We start from the raw sequence: 14,661 nt of genomic DNA, 5'->3' as shown, positions 1-14,661 counted from the left end.
TATGTCATGGCGTGACATTGCGCTGACAGCATATAGGCGTGGCCGTGCAGCAGGTCAGCCTGATCGCCGTAGCACGATGCCTGCTGTCCGTTGCCTGGGGGAAAGGTCAGGGGTGCAACTGATACAGAGGGGACAGTCGCCTTGGATGTCCTGAAGGTCGTTATCTGGGCAGTCGTCCTGGCTAGCGCCAAGGCTATTGTTGGGGCAGTGGCTCGGGTTGTAGAGTGGCGTAGATTGCTGCAAGCGCCTCGTATTCCCCGCTGTCTGCTTGTGGGTAGCCCCTTGTGGGTAGCCCCTTGTGAGTAGCCGCGTGTGGTAAAGGCAGTGTACAGCCCTCAGTGGTGGCTGACGGTGGCAGCGACGGCGTGAAATTCTGGTATGATGACTGCAGAAAAAAGTGGCCACCGAGGTGGCCACTTCAAGGGAAGGCATGAATGTTGGTTCGCGGAAGGTCAGTCTTCCTCGAGTAGCGGCAATCTCAGTTCCAGCCCATACTTGCCTTTGACCAGTTGCGGTGCCTCACCGCTGAGGTAGACCCCGTGTTCAGACAGTCCTCTGCAGGCCATGAACAGCATTGCACTGGTGAGGTGTGAACTGTCCTCAAGGGTGATGCAGGCATGACGCTGCGCCGGCAACATGACGAGTCGGAAGGGCAGCGGTAGCGCCAGGCGGTGGGCATGTTCCTCGTCGACATGGACTCCAAGGTCGATACGCGGGGATTCACTGGCCAGCGGATGGTCATGCAGGATGGCGATTGGCGCTGCGTTGGTGAGGCGTGCCGGCAGATCGTAGGCGCCTTCTGCATTGCGTTGCCAGTTATCCAGGTTCTCGATGATTTCCGGCGGCTGATACAGACGGGTGACCGCGGCGCGGCGCAGAGGCAGGTCTGCCATCTTGACCGAGAAGTGAGGCAGGTTGTGGCGCTGGCGGTAGAGTTCCAGGCGCTGATTCTGACGATATTCGCGGGGGGCGACGCGATAGCGGCGCTGGAAGGCGCGAGTAAACGCCGAGTGGTTGCGATATCCGCAGCGCCTGGCGATATCATGGACGCCGTGTGGCGTGTGGATCAGGAGCCTGGCGGCTTTTTCCAGTCGCAGCATGTCGCGATAGGCGCTGGGCGAGATGCCAAATGACTGGCGGAAGCGCCTGCGCACCTGAGATGAGGAGTACCCCATACGGGTGGCGAGGTCTTCAATACTGAGCTGGCTGTCCAAGGTCTCCTGGAGCCAGATTTCGGCGCGCATCATCTCGTTGAACATGGTCATGCCTCCCTGAACCATCGCGATGGACCTGACCCCTTGCTGGGTCCTCGGAGGACGAATCCGAGCGTCTGTCCCGTGGTCATTGTTACCGGGACATCCATCTGTCCCGAAATATAATGATGAAAGTTTGTTGCGTTAAGATACATCCTGTTACGTAGTTATGCAGTCTAGCCACTTTGGTTGGCAAGTGCAATGTGCCGTTTTGATTGTTTGTGCACAAAAATCCTGTGCCATTTGAGCAGTTAAGATGCTGTTATAGAGGAAGAAATCGCGATTTCTTGGTCCTTTTTTGATACGCTGGTTTGCCAGCATGCTCGATTCGGCTTATCCCTGTTGATGTTAACGACTGGTAACAAATGAAATCTCAGAGTTCCCCCAAGCCTATGGACGAACGCGAAAAACTGCGCCGCTTTCGTGAGTTGGATGATGCCTTCGCGGAAGCGCTTCGCAGCCTGGACAACCCGAGCAAGGCCGCCGAGATTCCCACCGGACCGCCTGTGCGCACCATTGACAGCGTTGAGGAAGAGGAGCGCCGGCAGCGTGAAGAAGACTTCGAGCGTCGCTTGCATGCGTTGATTCAGGAATACGCTCAGAGTCCGGAAACCGTCACCGAACTCGTCACGCTGCTGCAATCCATGGGGCGCGTGGCCTGATAGCGGTGCCTGCCGGAGGCGGCAGTGGTCAGGTCATCTTTCGCCTGTTGCGTCTCGGTAGTGACGCGAGTGATTACAGTTTGTGACATGATGGCTTGACTGTGCTGTTTCTGCAGTCGTTTTGGGCGACGACTCCTCGTTGGATATTCCGCAAAAGAATGTCAGTGATATCGCACGCATAAGTCGCACTGACGTCGCTAGGAGAGCCTCTTTCCTTGCGGGCACGGCGTATATCGCGCTGTTGGCGCCCAGGCCGGCTTCGCTGGCGAGTTGAGGGCGGCACGGAGTGCTGGTGCGATCAACGGTAGCGGTAGGCTCTTAGACTCGGCAGAAAAGGTGTGTCTTCGAGGCGCTCGTCGCTGCGTCGAGCGCGCTGACGCTCCAGTGGCGGGGCAAGGGGAGGCAGGTTGTGTCGTGGAAGGTGCTGCTGCGGCAGGAAAAGCGGTAGGGCGACATTCATGGCTCGCCGCATGCGGCCGTCAGTCAGTGGCTCGTGATAGAAGAGATTGGCGCGCATCAGCGGCGCCTGGCGTTGCACCTGTGCCAGCATCTCGCTTGACGGAATACCCGCTAAACGCTTCAGTTGTATGCGGATATGGGCTGCCTCGCTGTCGAGTGCCAGCAGTTTCTGTTCCGCATCGGCCACACTGATCCGCTTGATCGACCTGCCGCTGCTGTACCATGCCAACCGCACGCGATCCACGGAGGCCTCGGCCACGGGGACGTGGCGCCATGCCTGTTTGAGGTGAAGACGGGCAAGGCCCGCACCGCCTAGATGCTGGTTGAGGTCGGGATGTCGCTGGGGCAGCCGAGCCTTGATCTCTGCCATCAACTGCGGCGAGTGCTGACGAATCTCTGCCAGTTGGTGGGACAAATCTCTCTTGGCCTCATTCAATCGTTGCGCAGCGGCGTAGGTGGCGTCGTCGCAGCAGACCAGTCCAACGTGGCTTTGGGTGACTCGGCCATCCTGGCCGTCGACATACCAAAGGTCGAGCAAGGACTGGCGAAGCCACTCAGGATCCACCTTATCCCTGCCAAATGCCCATCCGCCGAGCCCGGACGCCGCCCAGGCATCGGCGACCTGATGCGCCCTGTCTACCAGGCGATCAAAGGCCTGATCGAGTGCCGCGAGCCATTGATAGGACGGCGCTGAGGCTGACGTGTCGTGCCCATCGCGTGGCATTGGCTCAGTCCTGCTGGTACAGGTCGCGTTCAGCCCGCGCAACCCATTCGTCAATACTGGTTTCGTCCATCGCGGGCTCTCCCGCAATACGATGGCTGCCGTCGGCCCAGGCGCCCAGGTCGAGCAGCCGGCAGCGTTTGCTGCAAAAAGGCCGAAACTCGTTGTCGCTGGTCCAAAGCACCTCTTTGCGGCACTGGGGGCAAGCGACCTTGAGTGGCCCCTGGGATGCCGTGTGGGACATGTTGGGTCTCCTTGTGTCAGGTGGTGGGGCTTGGCACCGTCTCTAGCGGTGCTCGCCATGTGTCTCGGAACGCGGTTGGGGCGTGAGTCTGGACCTGCGAATGGCTATTCGCCAGTGCTATTCGCCAGTGCTATTCGCCAGTGCTATTCACCAGTGCTATTCGCTGAGCATCAGTTGTATCAGCTAACCGCCATGGCACGATAGCGTTCATCCAGCGCTTTGACCGCGTCGACTAGTGCGCTGAGATCCCCTTCGTTGACGAGGACGTCATCGGCGAGAGAGAGGCGCTTTTCTCGCGGCATTTGTGAACCCAGGATAGCCTTGGCCTGGTCAGCATCGATCTTGTCGCGGGCCATGGCGCGTTCCATCTGGACGTCCTCGGCCACATCGACCACAAGCTTGCGCTGGACCATGTCGGCTTGACCGGACTCAAACAACAGCGGAGAAACCAGCAGCACGTAGGGGCTGTCCTGCTGTTGCAGTAGGGCCAGACGTGTGGTCAGCCGTTCTCTGATCCGTGGGTGGGTGGTGGCTTCGAGCCAGCGACGTTCCTTTTCGTTGGCGAAGACGATGTCACGCAGTGCGCTGCGGTCGAGACGACCTTCACGGTTGAGGATGGTGTCACCGTAGCGATCGACGATGGCCTTCAAGGCCGGTTCACCGGGGGCCACCACTTCACGCGCAATGTCATCGGCGTCGACCCACCTGACACCAAGCTCGCCGAACAGTCTTGCGACAGTCGATTTTCCTGAGGCGATACCGCCCGTCAATCCAATGATCATGCCGCCATTACTCCATTGTTGCCTTTGTGACGACCCTCATGGGTCGCATCATGCGCCAAGCATGGCCTTGTACGTCAACAGCATTTCTTCGCCCGCCAGTAAGGCCAGGCCGCCAGCGATGACCAGGGAGGGCCCGAAGGGCAGCGCCTGTCCTTTGAGATGTGGTCTTTGCCACTGTACCAGCAAGCCCGAAATCACGCCCACTACCGCGGCGACAAGAACGACCAGGGGCAGCAGCTGCCAGCCCAGCCAGGCACCGAGGGCGGCGAGCAGCTTGATGTCGCCACGCCCCATGCCTTCACGCTGGGTGATGGCGTAGAAGATCGCACCCACGGCCCACAGCACGCCATAGCCTGCCACCACCGCGATGACCGCGTCTGCCAGATGCGCGGGGCTGAATAGTAGCTGGTAGAGCAAACCTGCCCATAGTAGCGGAAGGGTCAGTGCGTCCGGCAGTAACTGGGTGCGCAGATCAATGACCGCCAGTGCCAGCAGGGTCAGGCAAGCCGCAAAGATCCATAGCGCGCTCCATTGCAGTCCGAACAGCTTAAGGCAGGTCAGCGCCAGAATGGCGCTGGCCAGTTCGACCAGCGGATACTGGACGCTGATACGTCCCTTGCATTCAGCGCATCGACCGCGGCGCTTGATCCAGCCCACCAGGGGCAGATTGTCGTGCCATGCGATGGGGTGTCCGCAGCGGGGACAGCATGAGCCGGGGCGGGCCAGCGAGATGGGAGCCTCGATGTCATCCTCAAGCTCCAGAGCGGCACGTGCCTCGGTGCGCCACTGCTGCATCAGCATGACGGGCAGGCGGACGATGACGACGTTCAGGAAGCTGCCCAGGCAAAGTCCCAGGGTGATGACGATGATGGTGGTGATGACATCCATAGGCAGCAGTGCGGCTCCAGCAGCAGGCAAATCGAGAGAACGGACCCTGAGGTCCGCGGGTGCTATTCTATCGTCGCTGCCATGGGTTGTCTGTGGTCGTGCCTGGCATTGCGCTGTCGGGGTGTCACGACGTAGCCCATTGGTCTAGAATCGTTCCCTTTTTTCCGACCAGGTAAGCGACATGACCCAGACATTCGGACCTGTGATGCTGGATCTCGATGGCCTCGAGCTGTCGGCCGAAGAGCGCGAACTGCTTCTGCATCCCGCCCTTGGCGGAGTCATCCTGTTTGGCCGCAACACCCATGATGCCGATCAAGTCAGGGCGCTGTGCCGGTCGATCCGAGAGCTGCGTCCCGGCCTTCTGCTGGGGATCGACCAAGAGGGTGGTCGCGTGCAGCGACTCAAGGAAGGGGTGACGCGCTTGCCGCCCATGTCCCGGCTGGGTCAGGAATACCGCAGCGCGCCCGAGGTGACCTTGCGCCTCTGCCAGGATGCAGGCTGGTTGCTTGGCATGGAGATGGCGGCCTGTGGGCTGGATCTCAGCTTTGCTCCGGTGCTGGATGTCGATGTCGGCCTCTCGTCGGTGATTGGTGACCGCAGCTTCGATGCAGATCCCGAGGTGGTGGCGCGGCTCGGTGGTGCCTTTATCGAGGGGCTGCACGAGGCGGGCATGGCGGCCGTCGGCAAGCATTTTCCAGGGCATGGTGGGGTCAAGGCGGATACCCATCACGAGGTCGCCCGGGACGAGCGGAGTCTCGATCAGCTGCGTCAGCACGACCTGGTGCCCTTCGAGCGCCTGGCCGGCAAGCTGGATGGCATGATGCCGGCTCACGTGGTCTATCCGGCGTTCGACCCTCGTCCGGCGGGCTTTTCGCCCTCCTGGTTGGGAATGCTGAGGGAGACTCTGGGCTTCAAGGGCACCATCTTCTCCGATGACTTGACCATGGCAGGGGCGCAGGTCGCCGGTGGCCCCGCTGAGCGAGCCAAGGCTGCTCTGGAGGCCGGTTGCGACATGGTGCTGGTATGCAATGACCGTCCAGCTGCCACGGCGGTGCTTGATGCCTGTGTCGATCAGGCGCCGCGCAGGGCCTCGCGTCTTCGCTATGCCCGAGCCCGCCCCGACCTTGATGCCCTGTCTGCCTTGTCGCGCTGGCGCCGTGTCCACGCGCGCCTGGCGGCGATGACTTCCGATTGATGAATGAAACGAGCTGACTGATATGCCGAAACTTGATCCTGCCCATAGCGCCTCACGTGATGACATGCGTGAGGTAATGGACACCGCCGACTGCCTGATCAGTCATGATGAGGTAGAGCGTGCGTTGGACCGCATGGCGGAAGAGATCACCCGGGACCTGGGTGACAAGCTGCCGGTGTTTTACTGCGTGATGAACGGTGGCTTGATCACCACGGGACATCTGTTGCCCCGGCTCGGGTTCCCGCTGGAGGTGGACTACCTGCACGCCACGCGTTATCGCGGCAAGACCCGCGGCGGAGAGCTGTTCTGGCGAGTGTCGCCAGAGATCCCCATGGCCGGCCGTGATGTGGTGATTGTCGATGACATTCTCGACGAGGGCGCGACCCTGGCGGCCATCCTGGACTATTGCCGTGAGGCAGGGGCCAAGAGCGTGTCTACGGCCGTGCTGGTGGACAAAAGCCACGATCGCAAGGCGGTGCCGGGCCTCAAGGCAGATTACTGCAGTCTCGAAGTGGCCGACCGCTACGTGTTCGGCTTCGGCATGGACTTCAAGGGTTACTGGCGCAACGCGCCGGGGATTTTTGCTCCCAAGGGCATGTAGTCCCGCCTGCAGATATCCAGGCCAGCCGCGTCTGCCTGGCCAGGCAAAAGGCGTCCCATTGATGGGGACGCCTTTTTTGCGGGTGGGGCTGAGCGATTGAGTGTCAGCGCTTGAGTTTCAGTGCTTGAGTGTCAGTGCTTGAGTTTCAGGGAGTGGCCCACGAGCCCGGGGACTTATAACCCTAGTTCGTCGGTGGCTTCCTTGCGCATCTTGAACTTCTGAATCTTGCCGGTGACGGTCATCGGGAACTCGTCGACGAACTTTACGTAGCGGGGCACCTTGTAGTGGGCAATCTTGCCTTTGCAGAATGCCTTGAGAGCGTCTTCATCGAGCTGCTCGCCCTCGCTCAGCTTGACCCAGGCCATGACCTCTTCACCGTACTTGCGATCCGGCACGCCGATCACCTGCACGTCCGAAATGGCGGGGTGGGTATACAGAAAGTCCTCGATTTCGCGCGGGTAGATGTTCTCGCCGCCACGAATGATCATGTCCTTGATGCGTCCGACGATCGAGACATAGCCCTCGTCATCCATGGTCGCCAGGTCGCCGGTATGCATCCAGCCTGCCGCATCAATGGCCGAAGCTGTTGCCTCTTCATTGTTCCAGTAGCCGAGCATCACGCTGTAGCCGCGCGTACACAGTTCGCCAGGTTCACCCCTGGGCACGACGGCCCCGCTGTCAGGATGCACCAGCTTGACTTCAAGGTGAGGATGAATGGTGCCCACGGTGGTCACGCGCTTGTCCAGCGGGGCGTCAGTGGTGGTCTGCAGGCTGACGGGGCTGGTTTCGGTCATGCCATAGCAGATGGTGACGTCCTGCATGTTCATCTGATCGATGACGCGGCGCATGACTTCGATGGGGCAGATGGAACCCGCCATGATGCCGGTGCGCAGTGACGACAGGTCATAGCGCTTGAAGTCGGGATGCTCAAGCTCCGCAATGAACATGGTGGGCACGCCGTACAGTGTCGTCGCCTTCTCCTCGGACACCGCCGCCAGAGTGGTCTCCGGGTCAAAGCCGTCGGCGGGGTAGATCATGGTGGCACCATGTGTCACGCAGCCCAGGTTACCCATGACCATCCCGAAGCAGTGGTACAGCGGCACCGGGATGACCATCCGGTCCTGATCGGTGAGGTTCATGGCGCGTGCCACGAACATGCCGTTGTTCAGGATGTTGTGGTGGGAGAGGGTGGCGCCCTTGGGGGCCCCGGTGGTGCCGGAGGTGTACTGAATATTGATCGGTTCATCGAACTGCAGGCCCGCCTGGACCTCGGCAAGCTCCGCCGCGCTGACTTCTTCCGTGCGATCGAAGATGCGCGGCCATGCCAGCATGCCCGGGAGTGCCTTGTCGGCGTCGAGGCAGATGACGCGCTTCAGCTCTGGCAGGCCCTTGAGCGTCAATGGACCCGCCCCTGGGATATCGTGAAGCTCGGGCGCCAGTTCCGCCAGGGTGGCCACATAGTCCGATGTCTTGAAACTGCCCTGCAGGATCAGGGTCGAGGTGCCGGACTGCTTGAGCGCGTAATCGAGCTCATGGGTGCGGTAGCTTGGATTGATATTGACCAGGATGGCGCCGATCTTGGCCGTGGCGAACTGGGTGATCGTCCATTCGGCGCAGTTGGGCGACCAGATCCCGACCCTGTCGCCTTTCTTTACGCCCATCGCCAGCAGCGCTCTGGCAGCCTGGTCGGTCACTTCTCTGAGCTCTTGCCAGGTGTAGCGCAGTCCCTGATGTCGACTGATGAGGGCGTCCTGGTCAGGGAAGCGAGCGACCGTCTCGTCGAAGCAATCACCAATGGTCTGGCCCTTGAGAGGCTGGTCGCTGATCCCGCTCACATAGCTGGACGGGATCCTGGGGGCTGAATGGGCGGTCTGGCGTGTCATTGTGGGTCTCGTTATGTCGTCGGGTTGTTCTGGATGTTGTCGTTATTGATGGTCAGGTCGTCATTGGCCGACGGGGTGCTGAGGCCGGGGCGAGTCGGCTGAGGTTCGGGTTCAGCCTCTGAGTGAGCGCGTCACTCGTCCAGCTGATCGAGAGCCTCTCTGGCGCGCCGGTCGACGTCGTCCATCTCCAGGCGCATCAGGCGTATGTCCTCAAGCTGACGATCCAGTTCAGCGCGTTTTTCGGCGATGATTTCCAGAAGTCGCTTCAACTGGCGCGCATTTCCGTCGGGCATGGCGTCGTACATCATGACCACTTCGCGAATCTCGGCCAGAGAGAAACCCAGGCGCTTGCCTCTCAGGGTCAGCTTCAGCCGCACACGATCCTTCTCGCGATAGATGCGCTTCTGTCCTTCGCGTCGAGGCGCCAGCAGCCCTTCCTGTTCATAGAAACGAATGGTGCGGGGGGTGACTTCGAACATCTTGGCCAGTTCACCGATGGTGTAATGGCGAGACGTCACGGAGACCCCAGTAGAGCCCTTCGCTGTTTGCCCGGCGCTGGCAGCCCCTGGGCGAGTGGTAGAGGGGGCGCTGGCAGGTTTGCTCATGATGCGTTGTCCTGTTGAGGGACCCGATGTACTGGAGTCCTTGGAAGAGACACTAGTCAAAGTTGACGTTAACGTAAAGTGAATGTTGCTGGGTCGGTGACGACCCTCACCATGCAAGGCCAGGGTCCCGTACTCGCCAACCAGGCGCGGGCAGGGCTGGCGTTTGAGGCTATTGGCCGACACATGGCGTGAGCGATATCGACGGTGTGTACGACTATGGATTGATAGGTACACAACCAAGCAAGTGCTAGGTTGGGGCCGCATAAGGTGCCCGTAGCAGCGCCGTCATCGCGAACACCCCGACGAGCCTGTAGTCGCTGAGCCGCCTGTCGCGCAGTCCCCATGGCTCACGTTGCAGGGGCTTGGCGCAGGGCGTCGTCGGTAGGCTGACACGGGCCGATCCAACATGAATATCCAGGGATGAGGCGGCCACCGCCATCCTGGAGACGAGGAAGCTGTCATGGACTTTGCTCTCACCGATGACCAGAAGGCCTTGGTGGCCGCCGCAGCGGATTTTTCACGTGTCGAGCTGGCCGATCATGCGGCCGAATGGGACGCTCAATCACACTTTCCCGTGGATGTGATCCGGCGTGCTGGAGAGGCCGGTTTTCTTGGCATCTATACCCCTGAAGAACAGGGCGGGCTCGGGTTGTCGCGCCTGGACGCCTCACTGATCTTCGAGCAGCTGTCCCAAGGCTGCATCGCCACCACCGCGTATCTCACCATTCACAACATGGTGACCTGGATGATCGCCAATTGGGCGGTTGACGAGGTGCGCAGTCAGTATGTGGAGGCCATGGTCAGCGGTGAGCTGCTGGGATCCTACTGCCTCACCGAGCCAGGTGCCGGTTCTGACGCGGCCAACCTGCGAACCAAGGCGGTGCGTGACGGTGATCATTATGTCATTGATGGCGCGAAGATGTTTATCTCTGGTGCCGGTGCAACTCAGGTGCTGGTGGTCATGGCACGCACCGGGGCAGCGGACAGTGGTGCCCGTGGCGTATCGGCCTTCGTCGTGCCGGCCGACGCGCCGGGCATCAGCTACGGCAAGAACGAAGACAAGATGGGCTGGAAGAGCCAGCCGACGCGGTTGGTCAGCCTTGATGGCGTGCGCGTGCCGGCCAATCATCGCCTGGGCGAGGAAGGCGAAGGGTTCCGGTTTGCCATGAAGGGGCTGGACGGTGGCCGTCTCAATATCGCCAGCTGTTCACTGGGCGCTGCGCAGCACGCGCTGACGCTGGCGCGCAGTTATCTGGGTGAGCGCAAGCAATTCGGGCGTGAGCTGGCCTCCTTCCAGGCGTTGCAGTTCAAGCTGGCAGATATGGCGACCGAGCTGATGGCCGCTCGCTTGATGGTGCGCCAGGCCGCCTGGCGATTGGATCAGGCCGACCCCGAGGCCACCGCGCATTGCGCCATGGCCAAACGCTTTGCCACCGACATCGGTTTCAAGGTCTGCAACGAGGCGCTGCAGCTGCATGGGGGCTACGGTTATATCAGGGAATACCCCTTGGAGCGCCTGGTTCGTGATACCCGTGTCCATCAGATCCTTGAGGGCACCAACGAGATCATGCGACTGATCGTCGGTCGTCGGCTGCTTGCGGATGGTGTGATCGAAGCGCTTCAGTAAGCGCCGCCGACACATCTAGCCCTACGCGGTTGGCCATCCCCAACGTCACGGTATTTCACTACGGCAAGGCATTTCACTACGGCAAGGCATTTCATTACGGAGAGTATCTTGCATGCATCAGGATCTGGTCAGATTTCAGCGGCGACCTGCAGCGGGTGGCGGCTGTGTCGGTATCGCAACCCTTAACGCGCCCAAGGCACTCAATGCCCTGTCGCTGGAGATGATCGAGCAGCTGGATGAGCGTCTGGAAGAGTGGGCCCAGGATCCCGACGTGCACGCCGTCTGGCTGCAAGGGGAGGGTGACAAGGCATTCTGCGCCGGGGGCGACGTGGTGGCTCTGGTGCGCGAGTTGCAGCGAGAGAAAACGCAGCGGGTCCAGCCAGGTACCTACGCCACCCAGTATTTTGCCGCCGAGTACCGGCTTGACTACCGTCTGCACACCTACCCAAAACCGCTGCTGGTGTGGGCCGACGGTATCGTCATGGGGGGAGGCCTGGGGCTGACCGCCGGTGGCCGCCATCGTCTGGTCACCGAGACCACGCGCATCGCCATGCCCGAAGTGACCATCGGGCTGTACCCGGATATCGGGGCCAGCTGGTTCTTGAACAAGATGCCTCCCGGCGTAGGCCTGTACCTGGGCTTGACCGGTGCCAGTATCAACGCGCGTGACGCCCTGGACCTGGGCATGGCCGATCGATTCGTGCCCAGGGAGCGCGGTGACGAACTGTTGGACGCCTTGTGTGACTGCCACTTCGCCGCCGGTCACGTGGTCGATGCTGAGGCACTGGTATGCGAGGTGCTGGCCCGCTTTGAGTCACCCGAGCAGGCTCCCGCAGCGCAGGTCTGGCCGCATCTCGATCACCTGCGTTCGCTGGTGGGCAAGGGGCGGGTCGAGGATGCCGTCGCTGCCATCACCGCCGATCACAGTGACGACGCCTGGCTCGCCGCCAATCGCAAGCGACTCACCCAGGGATGCCCGCTGACCGCGCACCTGGCGTGGCACATGCTTAAGCGACATCGCCACTCGTCCCTTGCGGATACCTTTCGGGATGAACTGGTGGTGTCGGTGCAATGCAACGTGCTGGGAGACTTCGCCGAGGGTGTAAGGGCACTGCTGATCGACAAGGACAAGTCACCGCAATGGCGTCACCGGGACGTATCCAGCGTGCCTGCGGCTGATCTGGGGGCCATGTTCGGCGCGCCCTGGGGCAAGGCTCCCGGCCCGCTTGATGACCTGTAGCGGCCCCCAGCAGCGCGCGCCGGCCTTATAGACATATTCTGATGAAGGGGCGGTGGAAGGTTCTGGCGCTTGTTCAAGCAAGACCAGTCGGCGGATCACCCTATCGCCAGCAACAACGAAAACAATGCAAACCGTCCTGAGCACAGCCAGGACATGTGGAGACAGCCAATGCACATTGCCTTTATCGGGTTGGGTAACATGGGGGCCCCCATGGCGGCCAATCTGGTCAACGCGGGTCACCAGGTCTGCGTGTACGATCTCGTAGAAAGCGCCATGGCCGCGCTGGAGCAGAAGGGGGCACGGCGCGGGGTGTCGGCCATTGATGCGGCCACCGGGGCCGACGTCGTGGTATCGATGCTGCCGGCTGGCGCCCACGTCAAGGCGCTGTATCTGGGGCGTGACGGAGAAGCGGGCTTGCTGGATGCCCTGGAAGGCACCCCCCTGCTGCTGGATGCCTCCACCATTTCGCCGGATGACGCGCGGCTGGTGGCGGCGGAAGCGGCCAAACGTGGGTGTACCTATCTGGATGCGCCGGTGTCCGGTGGTATCGGTGGAGCCCAGGCCGGCACCCTGACCTTTATCGTGGGCGGTGACGCAGCAGGCTTCGAGCGCGCCAGGCCGGTGCTCGAGGTGATGGGCAAGAATCTGTTTCACGCTGGCGGCAGCGGTAGCGGCCAGGTGGCCAAGATCTGCAACAACATGCTGCTGGGTATCCTGATGAGTGGCACCGCCGAGGCGCTGGCGCTGGGGGTGAAGAATGGGCTCGACCCCGCGGTGCTGTCCGACATCATGAAGCAGAGCAGCGGCGGCAACTGGGCGCTCAATGTGTATAACCCCTGGCCAGGTGTCATGGAGGGGTCTGCGGCCTCGCGTGACTATCAGGGTGGCTTTCTGACGGATCTGATGGCCAAGGACCTGGGGCTTGCCTGGGAACTGGCGCTGGGCTCCCGCTCCAGCGTTCCCATGGGCTCGCAAGCGCGCAATCTCTTCGCGCTGCACAGTGCCCAGGGCAACGGTGGCCTGGATTTCTCGAGCATCCAATCCCTGTATCGCGCCGGAGAGCCAGGTCAGGACTGACGCTTTGGTGTGACGGCTGGGTGATCAAGCGGCACCGCCTGCCCAGGCGGTGCCGCTGCTTTTTGGGGCGCGTTGCGCCGCTCGCGGATGTCGTCAGCGCTTGCCTAGGTTTCAGCACATTGGGGCAGCATCACGTTGGGTTCGACCAAGGTGGTGGTTGGCATCATGGGGAATTAGGTCTACATTTATCCAAAATGTAGATATTTTGGAGTTTGGCTAATGAGCAGCATTACCCCCGTCACCTGGGACGACCCCTTCCGTCTGGTCGATCAGCTGAGCGAAGAAGAGCGAATGGTCCAGCAGACTGCTCACGACTATTGCCAGGAAAAGCTGTTGCCGCGGGTGCTCGAAGCCAACCGCCACGAGCATTTCGATCGCGAGATCATGAACGAAATGGGCGAACTTGGCCTGCTGGGCGCCACCATCGACGGCTGGGGTTGCGCTGGCATGAACTACGTCAGCTACGGCTTGATAGCGCGTGAAGTGGAGCGCGTGGATTCCGGCTATCGCAGCGCCATGAGCGTGCAGTCGAGCCTGGTGATGTACCCGATTCACGCCTTTGGCAGCGACGCCCAGCGGGATCGCTACCTGCCTAAGCTTGCCAGCGGTGAGTGGGTTGGCTGCTTCGGCCTGACCGAGCCAGACCACGGGTCTGATCCGGGCAGCATGTCGACGCGGGCCTATCGCACGCAGTCGGGCTGGAGGCTGAACGGTACCAAGACCTGGATCACCAATTCCCCGATCGCCGATGTCTTCGTGGTGTGGGCCCGTGACGAGGAAGGGGTTATTCGCGGCTTCGTGCTGGAGAAAGGCATGCCGGGGCTCAGCGCGCCCAAGATCGACGGCAAGTTCAGCCTGCGTGCATCGATTACCGGTCAGATTGCGATCCAGGACGTCGAGGTCTCGGACGAGCAGCGCCTGCCCGGCGTGCAGGGACTCAAGGGGCCATTTTCCTGTCTCAACCGTGCGCGCTATGGCATCAGCTGGGGCGCCATGGGGGCGGCCGAAGCCTGCTGGCACGCGGCCCGTGACTACACTCTCGAGCGCAAGCAGTTTGGTCGACCGCTGGCGGCGAACCAGCTGATTCAAAAGAAGCTGGCGGATATGCAGACCGAGATTGCCCTGGGTCTGCAGGCCTCGCTGCGAGTGGGGCGGATGATCGACGACGGCCAGCTGGTGCCGGAAGCGATCTCCCTGATCAAGCGTAACAATTGCGGCAAGGCGCTGGATATCGCTCGCCAGTCTCGCGATATGCACGGTGGCAACGGCATCAGCGACGAGTATCACGTGATCCGTCATGTGATGAACCTGGAAGCGGTCAACACCTACGAGGGCACCCACGACGTCCACGCCCTGATCCTCGGGCGCGCCCAGACCGGCCTCCAGGCCTTCAGCGGTTGAGCGAGAGGGTCACGATGAGCGAG

Annotated in this window: 14 protein-coding genes; 7 read left to right on the top strand and 7 right to left on the bottom strand. The window is 61.5% G+C overall.

The window, feature by feature from the left end:
- Nucleotides 1-452 precede the first annotated feature (452 nt).
- Nucleotides 453-1,259 (bottom strand): helix-turn-helix transcriptional regulator, encoded by an 807-nt coding sequence (locus tag KUW18_RS19230; protein WP_206938142.1) that lies wholly within the window; start codon nucleotides 1,257-1,259, stop codon nucleotides 453-455.
- Nucleotides 1,260-1,618: 359 nt separating this feature from the next.
- On the opposite strand from KUW18_RS19230, the gene KUW18_RS19225 reads away from it, so the two are divergent.
- Nucleotides 1,619-1,915 (top strand): hypothetical protein, encoded by a 297-nt coding sequence (locus KUW18_RS19225; RefSeq protein ID WP_222484629.1) that lies wholly within the window; start codon nucleotides 1,619-1,621, stop codon nucleotides 1,913-1,915.
- A gap of 298 nt (nucleotides 1,916-2,213) precedes the next feature.
- Here the strand turns inward: KUW18_RS19225 and KUW18_RS19220 are convergent, their stop codons facing one another.
- The 4 genes from KUW18_RS19220 to KUW18_RS19205 all read right to left on the bottom strand — a co-directional run bounded on the left by KUW18_RS19220 (nucleotide 2,214) and on the right by KUW18_RS19205 (nucleotide 5,009).
- On the bottom strand, nucleotides 2,214-3,098 hold the full coding sequence (locus tag KUW18_RS19220; protein WP_222562156.1) for a DNA replication terminus site-binding protein: 885 nt from the start codon (nucleotides 3,096-3,098) through the stop codon (nucleotides 2,214-2,216).
- Nucleotides 3,099-3,102: 4 nt separating this feature from the next.
- Complete coding sequence (yacG, locus tag KUW18_RS19215) at nucleotides 3,103-3,339, bottom strand: DNA gyrase inhibitor YacG (protein WP_222163161.1); 237 nt, start codon at nucleotides 3,337-3,339, stop codon at nucleotides 3,103-3,105.
- A 179-nt stretch (nucleotides 3,340-3,518) separates the two neighbouring features.
- Nucleotides 3,519-4,121, bottom strand: a complete 603-nt coding sequence (coaE, locus tag KUW18_RS19210; protein ID WP_222562155.1) for a dephospho-CoA kinase — start codon at nucleotides 4,119-4,121, stop codon at nucleotides 3,519-3,521.
- A 48-nt stretch (nucleotides 4,122-4,169) separates the two neighbouring features.
- Nucleotides 4,170-5,009, bottom strand: coding sequence for a prepilin peptidase (locus KUW18_RS19205; RefSeq protein WP_222562154.1), 840 nt, complete (start codon nucleotides 5,007-5,009; stop codon nucleotides 4,170-4,172).
- Nucleotides 5,010-5,190: 181 nt separating this feature from the next.
- Between KUW18_RS19205 and nagZ the strand changes: the two genes are divergently transcribed.
- Nucleotides 5,191-6,204: a beta-N-acetylhexosaminidase gene (gene nagZ / locus KUW18_RS19200; protein WP_206938162.1), complete on the top strand. Its 1,014-nt coding sequence runs from the start codon at nucleotides 5,191-5,193 to the stop codon at nucleotides 6,202-6,204.
- A gap of 22 nt (nucleotides 6,205-6,226) precedes the next feature.
- The gene (locus KUW18_RS19195; protein WP_206938164.1) at nucleotides 6,227-6,805 is read left to right on the top strand and encodes a hypoxanthine-guanine phosphoribosyltransferase; all 579 of its coding nucleotides are present in this window, start codon (nucleotides 6,227-6,229) and stop codon (nucleotides 6,803-6,805) included.
- 173 nt (nucleotides 6,806-6,978) lie between these two features.
- Here KUW18_RS19195 and KUW18_RS19190 read toward each other — a convergent pair whose 3' ends face one another.
- The gene (locus tag KUW18_RS19190; RefSeq protein ID WP_222562153.1) at nucleotides 6,979-8,688 is read right to left on the bottom strand and encodes an AMP-binding protein; all 1,710 of its coding nucleotides are present in this window, start codon (nucleotides 8,686-8,688) and stop codon (nucleotides 6,979-6,981) included.
- A 131-nt stretch (nucleotides 8,689-8,819) separates the two neighbouring features.
- Entirely contained in the window at nucleotides 8,820-9,293 is a 474-nt protein-coding gene (locus KUW18_RS19185; protein WP_206938168.1) for a MerR family transcriptional regulator, read from the bottom strand.
- Between the two features lie 460 nt (nucleotides 9,294-9,753).
- On the opposite strand from KUW18_RS19185, the gene KUW18_RS19180 reads away from it, so the two are divergent.
- The 4 genes from KUW18_RS19180 to KUW18_RS19165 all read left to right on the top strand — a co-directional run bounded on the left by KUW18_RS19180 (nucleotide 9,754) and on the right by KUW18_RS19165 (nucleotide 14,638).
- Nucleotides 9,754-10,920 (top strand): acyl-CoA dehydrogenase family protein, encoded by a 1,167-nt coding sequence (locus tag KUW18_RS19180; RefSeq protein ID WP_222562152.1) that lies wholly within the window; start codon nucleotides 9,754-9,756, stop codon nucleotides 10,918-10,920.
- A gap of 112 nt (nucleotides 10,921-11,032) precedes the next feature.
- Entirely contained in the window at nucleotides 11,033-12,160 is a 1,128-nt protein-coding gene (locus KUW18_RS19175) for an enoyl-CoA hydratase/isomerase family protein (RefSeq protein ID WP_222562151.1), read from the top strand.
- 168 nt (nucleotides 12,161-12,328) lie between these two features.
- The gene (mmsB, locus tag KUW18_RS19170) at nucleotides 12,329-13,237 is read left to right on the top strand and encodes a 3-hydroxyisobutyrate dehydrogenase (RefSeq protein ID WP_222486560.1); all 909 of its coding nucleotides are present in this window, start codon (nucleotides 12,329-12,331) and stop codon (nucleotides 13,235-13,237) included.
- Between the two features lie 219 nt (nucleotides 13,238-13,456).
- A complete protein-coding gene (locus KUW18_RS19165; RefSeq protein WP_222163167.1) occupies nucleotides 13,457-14,638 on the top strand; it encodes an acyl-CoA dehydrogenase in 1,182 nt (393 codons plus the stop codon).
- Nucleotides 14,639-14,661 lie beyond the last annotated feature (23 nt).

It is taken from the genome of Halomonas sp. DP5Y7-2 (assembly GCF_019802025.1).
Classification (GTDB): Bacteria; Pseudomonadota; Gammaproteobacteria; order Pseudomonadales; family Halomonadaceae; genus Halomonas; species Halomonas litopenaei_A.
Note: the sequence above shows the minus strand (reverse complement) of the source record. Positions and strands in the feature narration are given on the sequence as shown.